The 11,764-nt window shown below is 61.7% G+C and carries 8 protein-coding genes; 1 reads left to right on the plus strand and 7 read right to left on the minus strand.

Going from position 1 to position 11,764, the window contains the following annotated elements:
• Positions 1-4: 4 nt before the first annotated feature.
• The 3 genes from C404_RS56180 to C404_RS56190 form a co-directional block, all read right to left on the minus strand.
• Positions 5-1,648 carry an NRAMP family divalent metal transporter gene (locus C404_RS56180; RefSeq protein WP_021197458.1) on the minus strand — a complete coding sequence of 548 codons (1,644 nt, stop codon included), beginning with the start codon at positions 1,646-1,648 and terminating at the stop codon, positions 5-7.
• Positions 1,649-1,706: 58 nt separating this feature from the next.
• Complete coding sequence (locus C404_RS56185; RefSeq protein ID WP_021197459.1) at positions 1,707-1,913, minus strand: hypothetical protein; 207 nt, start codon at positions 1,911-1,913, stop codon at positions 1,707-1,709.
• Positions 1,914-2,145: 232 nt separating this feature from the next.
• Complete coding sequence (locus tag C404_RS56190) at positions 2,146-3,609, minus strand: carbohydrate porin (RefSeq protein WP_021197460.1); 1,464 nt, start codon at positions 3,607-3,609, stop codon at positions 2,146-2,148.
• 662 nt (positions 3,610-4,271) lie between these two features.
• Here C404_RS56190 and C404_RS56195 point away from each other — a divergent pair.
• On the plus strand, positions 4,272-4,601 hold the full coding sequence (locus tag C404_RS56195) for a hypothetical protein (protein WP_031330179.1): 330 nt from the start codon (positions 4,272-4,274) through the stop codon (positions 4,599-4,601).
• A 263-nt stretch (positions 4,602-4,864) separates the two neighbouring features.
• Here C404_RS56195 and C404_RS56200 read toward each other — a convergent pair whose 3' ends face one another.
• From C404_RS56200 to C404_RS56215, 4 genes are all read right to left on the minus strand, one after another.
• Entirely contained in the window at positions 4,865-7,939 is a 3,075-nt protein-coding gene (locus C404_RS56200) for a tetratricopeptide repeat protein (protein ID WP_021197462.1), read from the minus strand.
• Positions 7,940-8,070: 131 nt separating this feature from the next.
• Entirely contained in the window at positions 8,071-9,831 is a 1,761-nt protein-coding gene (locus tag C404_RS56205) for a RyR domain-containing protein (protein ID WP_064496248.1), read from the minus strand.
• Positions 9,832-10,148: 317 nt separating this feature from the next.
• Positions 10,149-10,931: a DUF4852 domain-containing protein gene (locus tag C404_RS56210; protein WP_152524499.1), complete on the minus strand. Its 783-nt coding sequence runs from the start codon at positions 10,929-10,931 to the stop codon at positions 10,149-10,151.
• 50 nt (positions 10,932-10,981) lie between these two features.
• Positions 10,982-11,758 carry a hypothetical protein gene (locus C404_RS56215; protein WP_021197465.1) on the minus strand — a complete coding sequence of 259 codons (777 nt, stop codon included), beginning with the start codon at positions 11,756-11,758 and terminating at the stop codon, positions 10,982-10,984.
• Between the last annotated feature and the right edge of the window lie 6 nt (positions 11,759-11,764).

Raw genomic sequence — 11,764 nt, forward strand, 5'->3', positions numbered from 1 at the left:
CTCTTTACTGCACGACCAATCCGGCAATGCGCACCAGCACCAACCCTGCGGCCACGACTAGGTAGCCGCGCAGCACGAACATCCATGTCCGCTTGAGCGGCGTCCAGCGTGCCGGCGTGAGCTGCTCCAGCGGTGGCATGGTCCAGTGATTGCGGTCCAGCACGCTCACACGTTGCGGATGATGCGTCCGATGGTTGCGTTGCTCGATGCGCCACAGCACCAGCGACATCACCACGGCGATGACCGAACCGCCGATCAGGATCGCGCCGATCTCGAACTCGCCGATGCCCGGGAACAGCACCGCAGCCGTGAGGATGACCGACAGCATCACCAGCACTGCCACCACGCCGCCGGTGAAGATGTTCATCGCGCGGCCGTTCGTCCACGGGCCGAGCACGGCCTTGTCGTTGCACAACAGCAGCAGGAACACCGTGGCGCTCGGCAGCAGCACGCCCGCCAGCGATTGCACGGCATTGGTCAGCAGGCCCAGCGGCACACCCGGCGTCAGCACCAGGCCTGCGGCCAGCAGCGTCAAGCCGAAGTAGACGGCGTAGAAGCCCTTGGCCTCGGTCGGCTTGCGATGCAGCGAATGCCGCACGGCAAACACATCGCCAATCGCATAGGCGGTCGACAGCGACACCGCGCACGCGCCGATGATGCTGGCGTCGAGCAGCGCAATGGCAAACAGAATGCCCGCCCAGCGACCCGAGTAGGCCTCCAGCCCCTTCGCCGTACCCAGCGCATCGGTGTAGTTGCCGAACTCAGGCGTACCGTGGAAGGCCTGCGCGCTGAAGGCGATCATCGCCACCGCGCCGGCAATCACGAGCACGATGCCCAGCCACAGGTCTGCACGCTCATAGCGGATGAAGCGCGCAGTGATGCGCTTGTCGATCACGTAGCTTTGCTGGAAGAACAACTGCCACGGCGCCACGGTCGTCCCGACAATGGCGATGATCAGCAGCATCACTTCCGCCAGCGGTGCACCGGCCGGTAGAGCAGGCACGAAGAAATCGCGTGCCACCTGCCCCATCGGCGGATGCACCACCAGAAAGATCGGAATGAGCGTGAGACTGCCCGCCACCAGCGCAAGTGCAAAGCGCTCGAACCGTCGGAAGTCACCCGTGGACGCGGCCAACATCACCAGCGCCGCTGCAGCGCACACACCCCAGTGGCGCGGAATGCCGAGATATTCCAGCGCAAGGCTGATACCGATGAACTCCGTCACCAGCGTCAACGCATTGACGAGGAATAGGTCGATGACAGAGAAGCTGCCCCAGAACTTGCCGAAGCGCGCAAAGATCAGCCGCGCGTGACCAACCCGCGTGACGGCGCCCAGGCGCAGCACCATCTCCTGGTTCACATACAGCACGGGGATGAGCAGCATCAGCGTCCACAACAGCGTGGTGCCGTAGTTCTGCCCGGCTTGCGTGTACGTGCCGAAGGCGCCGGCATCGTTGTCGCCGACCATCACGATCAGGCCGGGGCCGAGGATGGCCAGTAGCGTGCGCAAGCGTGCACGCCAGCCGTCACGCGCGCCAGTATCGTGGTGCGCAATGGTGCCGAGCGCGCCACGAATGTCGCCCACATGGGCCTCATCAAGCGCGGCATGACGTGGTGGTGCGTCGATGCCAGAAGCAATTTGGGTCATATCGACCTCCGATTTGTTATTGGGTGAGGGATGTACCCGTCGTTGGATTACCCGCCGGTTACCAATAGGTGCGCGACAGCCGGATGGCGGCGGCGGCGTAGCCGTGGTTGGAGAGCGATTGGCCCCCGTCGTCAGCGCGGCGGTTGGACGTGGTCGACACGGCGTTGGCGCGCTCGGGCGCACCAGCACGGGCCTGCACGAACGGCGAGCTGAACGGCAGAGCGATGGCCGAGAAACGACGGGCGGGAATGTTGAATTTGCGCATAACAACTCCTGGCCGCATGGGCACGACGCGTGCACGGCATGCGGCAATCGCCGCGCTCGGGTTGTCGTACCCAAGGCGGCAGATTCAAACAATCAAGGAGCGATGCAGACACCGCTGCCTTGCCGGGGCGGCAAGTCAGCAGCAGGGAACAACCGTGCGGCGGACTCGCCTAGTAGGAAAGAAATGTCGGGTAAGGTCGACTCGGACTGTCCATATGGGTCCTCCGTAGGTCTTAGAACTCGGCGTGGACGCGCATGCCGTAAAACTTGGCAGGGCCGCGGTCCCGGTTGTAGCCAGGGTTCTGGATCAATTGAAAATCGGGGCTGAGCATGAGGCCCTTCACCGGTTGAAAGCTGTAAAACAATTCGAGTACGCGTTCGTGGCCATAGTTCAACGCGCCATCGCCCAGGAACGCGCCGCTACCGCCGGCCGCCAGGTAGGCCTTGTGATCCGGGCCCAACATGTTCAGCGAAAATGCCGCACCCACCACATCATTGGGGCGACCCCACGACGTGCCCTTGAGCAGACCGCCGAACGACACATTGCGGCCCACTTCAGTAAAGGCGTACGTCTCGGTCTTGTCATCCGACCAGTTCACCCGCGCAAACAGACCCAGGTTCTCGCCAGCCTTCTGCTCGAACGACAGGCCCACGCCCACCTTGGCGTGCTCCTTACGCACCTGGCTCAGATCCGGCGCGCTGCCCGTGGCCTGGCCGAGTGCGATGGCGTCATCAAAGCGGCCCATGCGCGTCTTGTTGCGCCAGCCCATCAACCGTACCTTGCCGTCCTGGCCGAACAGCGTGTAGCTCTTTTCCAGTTCCACCATGTCACCGTAGTGCTGCATGAAGGCGGAATCCAGTGCCAACCCGTTCGACTCGATCGGCTGCAGGAAGCGGCCAGCGCGCGCGGCCCAGCCGAGTTCGCTGTCGATGTACTCCAGCGCGATGCCCCAGTTGTAGCCGCGCGCATCGGCGGGGTAGTCGAACGATGGGCTCGCCATGAACGACCAGTTCAAGAATTGCGTGCGCGGATCGTGCGAGTACTCCACGCCGTCAAACACATCCAACACCGGCATGTTGCCCACGGTCAGCACCACGCGGCGCTTGTCGACCACGTCTGCAAACTGGTTGAAGTCGGCGTCGATCTTTTCTGTATCGCCGCCCAGGCCCCAGGTCTGGCGCAGGAAAGCGCGGGCGCGGTACAGCGTCGGGTCGGTGCCCGTCACCTTCGCCAGCTCGCCGTTGGTCGGGCCACCCAGACCATGCAGATCCGAGAACGCCTTGCCCATGATGACTTCCGGGTTGAAGTGGAACTCGGCGCCCTTCCACAACCGCATGCCCAGGTCCAGCGTGGTGCTGAACGAGTAGCTGATGGCGCGGCCGCCGGTCAGGCTGTTATCACCGCTGTACGGTGACTTGAACGCAGGCTTGGCTTGCCAAACCCAGGTCGATTGACCGTGGAAACCGAAGCGGTCATCGAGTTCACCGCCAGCGATCGGCAGTGCATCCGCAGCCGGTGCGGAAGCCTGGGCTTCTTGGGCTTGAGCCGCGTGGGTGAAAACAGAGAACGAAGCCATCGCGGCCAGCAAGGCCGGACGACGGAAGGGACCAAACGGGCGGAATGCGGCAGCAGCACGCACCAGAACGAGCGGACGCACCGCGACCCAAACGTATTGCAGCATCGAGAGAAACAGCATGAGACCTCCCCCGTTCGTTTCTATGACGAACGTAGGCATGAGCCGACCACGGTCCTCCCAGGAGACTACGAACGCGAGCGCGCACGCAGCCACATGGCCGTGTCGGTAAAACAATCGAATTGTGGGAATGGGCTTGTACGGAGAACCCGCACAAGTGCCACTACCCGCCGTGCATACGGCTAGGCAGTGGATGGGCGCAAAGCGAAAGCGATGCGCCGAGACTGTCTAGCCGTTCAGAGTGCGATCGAAGATCGACTAGAACAACTGTCCATGGAGAACATCTCCGTAGTGATGACGGGGCGCAGAGTAACAAAGTGTTCTTGGGCTCGGCAAGCGTTTTTTGGAGGGGGTGGAAGGCGCTTTGCACGCCGACAACATGGGCATCCCCCGCAAACCCATGACTGGTGCGGAATTGGCTTGCCTGCGCCATTTGCGGGCAACTGAGTCACAATAGAAAATACTCCCCCCAAGTACATGCGTAACCACACAAATCACGCGCCTATTTGCGACGCACCGACCACGCGCCGCGAGCATTCGCATCCCGCTGCCGCGCCTGCTTAACTGACCCTGTGGATACACTACCGCCACGAACCCGAGCGCACTGCGCCACCCACGCATCGCACTCGGTCGCAGATCCCATTCGACATCAAACGAGAGGTTGTATGACGCGCTTAGCAACAATGCTCATGGCAGTTGCCGCCATAGCAAGCATGGCCGGATGCTCCACGGCCGGCACAGAGCAAACCAAGAACGCAGGCGAGGCGCCCATGGCTGAACACACGCAACCGGCAGGCGCATGCCAGGCCGCCTCGGTTCCGGACGACACACTCATCGGCAAATCCGAGCAAGATGCAACGACACTGCTGAACGGCTGCCTGTGGCGCGTCAGTGAACGCGACGGCAAGGCGTTGCCGGGCACGATGGACTATCGGGAAGAACGCCGTAATCTCGGTATCCAGAACGGCAAGGTGATTTGGGTGCGGCGGGGCTGAGGTTTCCCCTGCGCCGTCACGTGTTGCGAACGGACAAAGAAAAAGCGGCTTCCTTTTGGAAGCCGCTTTTGCATTTGGCCAGCCACCAGCTGGGCAGCCCAGTCGAAGTGCGCTCTCCTGCGATCAGCAGACCAGTCAGCCGGCGGCGATACCCAGATGCCCCTCAAGTTGCAAATCTTGTCGGCCAGCTTGGCCGGTTTTGCTTCCGGAGAAATATGTAGTGCATAACCCAGCGATCTTTTCGAGGATGTCGCCGGCGGTAGCTATCCTAGCCATCCCGCCATCAGCCAGGTATTGGTGAAGTGGACTGGCCTTTTTACCTTCTGCGCCGGCTCCAGCGCGTCCAGTTGCTGGAGGATGGCACGGCCTCCAGCCTCATCTTCGCGAAGGGTGAGAACTTTTAGTAGGAGCCTCAAGCTGAACACCGTATCAGGGTGAGCGCCGCCCAAACTCTGGCGCATCGTGTCCGCCACGCGAGCCAGCATGGACTGGGCAGGCTCAAGCAAACCTGTCCTAGCCAAAGTCAGGGCCAAACCCGCCTCTGCCACCAGGGTGTCCGGATGCACGGCCCCCAACACCTGCATACGCTGGGCCACAACCCGCTTCTGAATCTCCATTGCGAGTTCGTCTTCGCCGAGATCGAAGCAGGTATCGGCCAGAAAGCATTGCTGAAAAAGCGTCGACGGGTGGTTCGCACCCAGCACCTCGCTCATGACTTGCACGAGGTCTTGCTGCATCTGTTGTGCCGGCAGCAGATGTCCCAGCGCGCGGCGGGTCAGCGCCAGTTGGCCTGTGGCCAATAGCGTGTCGGGGTGCGCCTCGCCCAGAATGCGTTGTCGGCTCGCAAGCACCGTCTCTTGCAACGCCTCGGCCCTTTCGAATTGGCCTTGGGTGAAAAGCGTGCTCGCGAGATAGCTGGCACTGGTCAATGTCCTGGGATGTTCGGCGCCACAGAAACGGGTGAAGAAGTCCAGCACCTGCGTATTGAGGGTCTCGGCTTCTTCGTTATCGCCCAGCGCAAACAGCGCACTGGCCAATGCGCTCATGCTGGAAACCGTTCGAGGATCCTGCGGTCCGAGCGCCCGGCATTGCTCGTCAAACACCTGCTGATGTAGCGCTTTGGCCTGTGCATAGCGACCCGACGCATAGAGACTGCGCGCCAAATTGGATTTGGTAGAGAGCACTTCAAGTGCGTCGACGACCGGCTCCGACGCCCTCAGCCTGAGCTCCTGCTCCTGCAACGCAGCAGCATCGGCATAGCGCCCCTGCCCGTACAGGGCGCGAGCCAAGCTGCGTTGCGCAGCCAATGTTTGGGCGTGGTGGGTACCCAGCGCTTCCACGCAAAGCGAATAGGCCTGCCGTAGCTGTTCAACTGACTGCGCATAGGCGCCCTGGCTGAACAACACGTTACCAAGCTTGTAGCGGCTGATGCTGCGTTCCAGGCCGCCATGTCCGTCCAGGCGATCGCGCTGCTCGATGACCCACGACAGCAGCTGGACCTGCAGACGCCAAGCCTGGGTGTGCGGATAACGCTCCCAGAAATCGCTGAGTTGCTCCAGCAGCCCCAAAGTTATCTGCGCCGACGCCCCCAGCAAAGACGCGGATTGGTCCGGCTCCAGACCCTGCAGCAAGATGGGAAACGCCCGGTGGAGATACTGTGGGGTGTCTGCTTTGAGCGCATCGGGAATCATCGGTAGCAGACCTTGCACCAACGCCAGACGAGCCTCCGAGAGGTTCACCCAGCACTCATGGAACTGATCCGCATCGCTCAGCCACTCCCCAAGACTGCGGTGGCACAAACGCCATGCATCGCCCTCCTGTTTCACCAAGCTGCCCAGCGGGCGCACGGCCAGTACACGGTCCTGTCCCTTCCATTGCAGCAGGGTGCCCGCCAGGCTCAGGGGCAGAGGCTCCGGGGTGGCACACAGCAGCGCAAGCAAGGGGTAGCAATGCGCTGACCACGCAGGATCACCGTGGGGGTCGGCGCCAAACTGCCTTCGCATCCATTCCAGATACACGGCCCCCAGCCCCTGGGGCAACTGAGCCGGATTGCACAGTGAGAACAAGCCGTTTGCGTAGCCCTCCCGTGCCAGTGCCAGATATAGCATGTTGCCCTGTGACGCCGCGATCAACGTCGACCTTGTCTGCGCATCCAGTGGTGCGTCGGGGTCGCTTTGCTGCCAGTCGTTCAGATACGCTTGCAGATCCGCCTCGTTGCGCGGATCTCGCATCGTCATCTCAAATGCTGGGTAGCGGGCCAGCGCCATCTTCACATCCGGGCGGCTGGTGACCACCAGGCCCAGCCAGCGCGGCATGGCATCGAGATACCTGGCCAGCAGGTTCACCAGCTCAGGCTCGGCCTCATCCAGCGCATCGATGAGCACCACCAGCCGGTCGCTGCTCACGCCGCCGTCGATCCTGTTGCGCAGAGGATGGATGAGAAGCCGCTCCATCAACTCAGTGGCCGCCATCTCAGGCACGGGTCGGGGCAGAGACGAGAGATTGCCGCGCAGCAAGCGCCGGTAGTCCGGCAACCGCGTGGCCAGCAAAAATGCCAGGTTGCAGACAAAGGTGTGCGCCGTGCGGGATTCCGGCACCTGGTAGTCACAGAAGTGATAGGCCACGACCTCTAGCTTGGCCTTGTGCACCAGTTCGGCCGCCAAAGCGCTTTTGCCCATGCCCGGCTCACCCACCAGCCAGAACATGCGCTGTTCGAGTTTGCCCGTGCGCCACTGGGCGATTGCCGCCTTCACCCACTGACGCCCGACCAGGCCATCTTCAATGAGCTTGCCGAGCTTGGCACTCTCCGGCATCGGACTGAGTATCTGCTGCAATGCCTGAATCTCGCCGGCAAACCCCTCATTTGCGGCGATGATGGCAAGAATCTTCTTTACCGTCGTGTCAAGCCAGGCACCCCAGGCTACCGGCCCCCTCTCACGCTGGGAGGACCAGTCGCTCACGTCCAGATACTGGATATGCGCAACGCTGGCCGGTATCTTGTTTTCTACCCGTTTGTCTGCCAGCAGCGTTGCGATGGCGCCATGCTTGTGGCTCATCGCAATACCGATCTCGTCAAGGCAGACGCCCGGATCGCGAACCGAACGCGGGCTCAAGAATGAGAGCACCCGGTCCGACTCATCAATGCCACGCGTAATGCCCTCCCGCCAGTCCTTGCCGGGATGCAGTTGCTGCCTATCAATCCAGGCCTCGTGTCCAGCTGCTTCCAGGCGCTGTTGAATGGCCTCCACCAGATCCGCCGTGTGGTCCGGGTTGTCGTCCACTTTGTGAGCGTAAGACAGGAAAATTTTCTGTTTGTGAAATGGGTTGGCGTCTGACATGGTGTGTCGCCTTTTGCGCTGGGTGGCGCACGAGGAAGCTCAAGATGGCAACGGCCAGGCCGTTGCTCGCCTGGAAAGGACTGGCCGCAAAGGCAAGCCCCGCAGCGTTACGTGTCCAAGCGTTATGGGCGCTAGGGCACGCGCGCTGGCACGGGCCTTCTGGCGTATTGGATGATCGGGCGGTTCTTCTCTTGCTCCACGCTCGGCAACGCCTCATACGGCCTGAGGTTAGGGCTGATGCGCTTCTTTAGATCCTTGACCGGCCCAAACCGCCAGCCTGCCAGGAGTCGCTCCGCACACCAGCGGGTATGCTCGGCTTGCATCTGCGCTTCATCGCCATGCGCCAGGAAATGGCGCTTTACCTTCAGGTGATCGGCCGCCTGACGATTGGAATCCCGCTCCAACTCTGACAACCCCCACCAATCGAAGGCCTGGCCATTGACGAAAAAACGGTAAATGTCCTGAGCATCCCGCTCGGACTGCTCCACCAGCACAGACTCATGGGTTTCCATACGGCAGCTGTATGCCAGCGGATCAAACAACGTCAGTCCGGCAGACAGCGCGTTCGACGGTGCATGCGCCAAGCGCTCCAGCACGCCACTGCCCTGCGGCAGGCACACCACAGTTCGCAACCCAGGCTGTCGCCCGCCCGCGTCGCGGTACTGCGCGCGCAGCATATCCACCGCGCGGACCGCCGTATGTGCATCGTCCACGCAGACAAAGCAAACCTGAAAGGGGGCACCTTCTCTTTGCCCCACCCCCAATAAATCGAGCGGCGGAGCTTCGGCCGCAGCGCTCACGCATGTCAAATCCAGCAAGGGAATCAACGCGCGCTCTTCAGGGTCCCAGCGCTCGGGAATGCGGCCGTCCAGTGCGGGGAAGCGCGCCTTGAGTGACTGCTCAAAGGCTGCGGCATCCGGCGCCACCAAGGTCACCTGCAACTTGCCTGCTCCTGGGTAATGCCCAAGCTTCGCAGCTTGCATCAAGAGCTGCTCCGCCAACGGGCTGGCGCCCAGAATCAACATGGAAGGCGGCGCATGCGGCCCCAATGCGGATTGGGTGAGATGGGGGCCGTGGAGCAGGAACAGATCACGTGCACACTGTTCCCAGGCGCTGAATACAAACCATTGCAGGCGGTGAGGAATGCGCGCCTGCTGCATGTTTTCGAGGCTTTCCACCACCCAGCGGCGCAGTGCGGAATCGCCCACGTGGATGAAACACTTGCAGATGCGCTTGCCGTCAGAACGGCTGCGACCAGCCTCACTGCGGCACAACGCCTCAAAGCCATTGAGGTTGCGGTGCTCCCCCTCCTCCAGAAAGTAGATCGCCTTGGCGCGTTCGGCACGCATCGTGCGCCAGCTGCTCACCGTGCCAATGTCGTCCATATGCAGCATGGCGCCCAAGCTGCGCAGATCGGCCGCTCCACTGAACTCGTTGACACTGCTGACCAGCAACACCTCGGCCGGAGTGGCTCGGCTGCGGTACTGCCTCACCAGTTCGATCGCTTGGGCTCCATGGCCGCAGACAATGATGTGCCGATCCAGAAAGTACCTGGACAAGCCGACACCGTTACGACCGACAACGCGCAATACCCCGCTCAATGCGGTGAAGAAAAACACCGTCGGCAGCCAAAAGCGCGCGACATTGAGCTGCCAAGGAATCTCCGGGTTGAGCGGGCCAAACCCATTGAGCGAGATCATTTGCAGGATGTAATACGCCGCATCCGCCCACTGAAGCCTGGTGTCCGCTCCAAAATAGAAGCCCTTGCCGACGTTGAAGCCCCATACGGCCATCAGCACGCCGATCAGCATTCCCCCGGCAAACAACAGCCAGGCATTGCGCCGATACCACCATCGCAAACGGTCGAACCTATCCTGCTTGATTGGCTGCATTGGAATGAACCCAAAAAAATAAACGGGGCTGTATCGGCCGGGCTTGTGAGGAAATTTGATGTCTGTAGTTTGCCTCAATCCCTGTGGACACCGTCAACTGCGCGCATACCCGCACCGTCTACGCGCAGCATGTTCAAACGGCTATTCGAGTACGCCATACCAGCCGATAAAGTCGTCACTCCCAAATATCGCGGCCAACGATGGCGTATCGCGCCGCGCCTGAACTTCGTTCACTTCGGGCCGTGCTCCACAAAGCATCAGCCCGCGTACAGGGAAGCGGTTAGCAGCCGAATCTCGATATTCGTTGGCACGGGGCATTACTGCTCGGCCAGCACACTGCCCTGCTTGTCAACCAGAGTGACCTTGACGATCTGCGCGGTGACGATCTTCTGTGCGGTATCGGCTTTCTGGTAATAGCCGTACACCGTCAGCTTGACTGCATCGTAGCGGGCGCGCTGGGCCTCGATCGACCGCGCAGCGGCTTCGCTGTCAACGCCCAGATAACGAAAGGCATCGCCGTTGCTGAAGCCGAGCTTGTACTCACCGTTATCGAAGAAGTAGCGATAGGCACCGGCCTCCCACAGCGAGTTATCCAGCGGGAAGCCCTTCTGTTCAAAGCTGTACTTCCCGATGGAGTTCGGGATCGTCATCTTGAAATAGCGGCGCGACTTGGCGGCAGCGATGTCGGCATCGATCTTGGGCGTGAGTGCCACAAGCAGGTCGTGCTTGCGAAATTCGTCGGTCGCGCGGGCATAGTCCTTGGAGATACTGCTGGCGACTTGTGCATAGTCGGGTGGCATGCCTGTGAGCGCAAGGTATGCGTACATGAGCTGATTGCCGCTATCGAGGGGAATGTAAGCGCTGTCGGGTGTGGCCTTGTCGGCCTTCGGCAGCGCTTCGAGTGCAGCGGCAATTTGCGCATCATGCACGGCCTGCGGCGCGGTGGCTTGCGCCAGATTGGGTGGGGTCGGTGCGGCAGTCTGGGGCTTGGTTGAATTGGTTGCCTTGTCGCCACAGGCGGTCATGGTTACGGTGCCAGAGAGTACAAACAACAGTACACAGGCGCGGGCAGCGTGGCGTGTAGAACGGATGGTCAGCATGGTGATTTCTCGCAATCGGTAGCAGGGATGACTCAAGCACCAGACCGGGGTCAGGTGCGCTTGGCGAAAAATTTCAACACGCCGGTGGTCGCGAAATACAGGCTGACCAAGCAACTGAGATAGCCGCCCGCGCCAATCGAGATCGCACGCATGACCTGGCGCGTCATGGCGCCGACGACGTCGGCTGCGCCGCTGCCGCCAAACGCCATGGCCGCACCCTGCGCTTGCGACAAGCTGTTGCTGATGCTCAAGTAGAAGGCCAGGGCAATGCCGAGCAGAAACAGCAATGGCAGACAGTTGGCAAGCTGCGCGCGTGCGTCGCGCACGAAGTACGAAGCAACGGGGCCCGCCAATGCCACGATGGCCAGCACGCCGTACATGCCGGAGCTGCCACCGTTGCCGCTGAGCGCTGCCATGGCATCGCCGGAAGCATTGAGCACGCCCAGCAGTTTCCACAGGCTCATGCCCATCTTCATGCCCGGCGTCAGTTGCACCGATACGGTGTTCAGTGCGAACCAGGCCATCGCCAGCAGACCGGTCCCCACCAATGTGCCCGTGCCCACCCGTGCCGCCAGCTGGCCGCCACGCGCTTTGAGCACTGCCACAGCATCGTCGGCTTTCTCTCGCGCAAGTTGGGTATCGGGCACTGCAACGAGCGCAGTGAGTTCACCGGTGTCGTCAAACAGCGCATCGACCGTCATGTTTACGGCAGGCGCCTCATTTGATCGCCAGACGCCCTCAAGCGTGAATGGATACTGACGGCCGTTCACGATGATCAGGCCAGGCCCGGTGCGCGTGTCGCGCAAGATCCTTCCGCGTTGCTGCATGGTGTG

The sequence above is a fragment of the Ralstonia sp. AU12-08 genome (assembly GCF_000442475.1).
Classification (GTDB): domain Bacteria; phylum Pseudomonadota; class Gammaproteobacteria; order Burkholderiales; family Burkholderiaceae; genus Ralstonia; species Ralstonia insidiosa.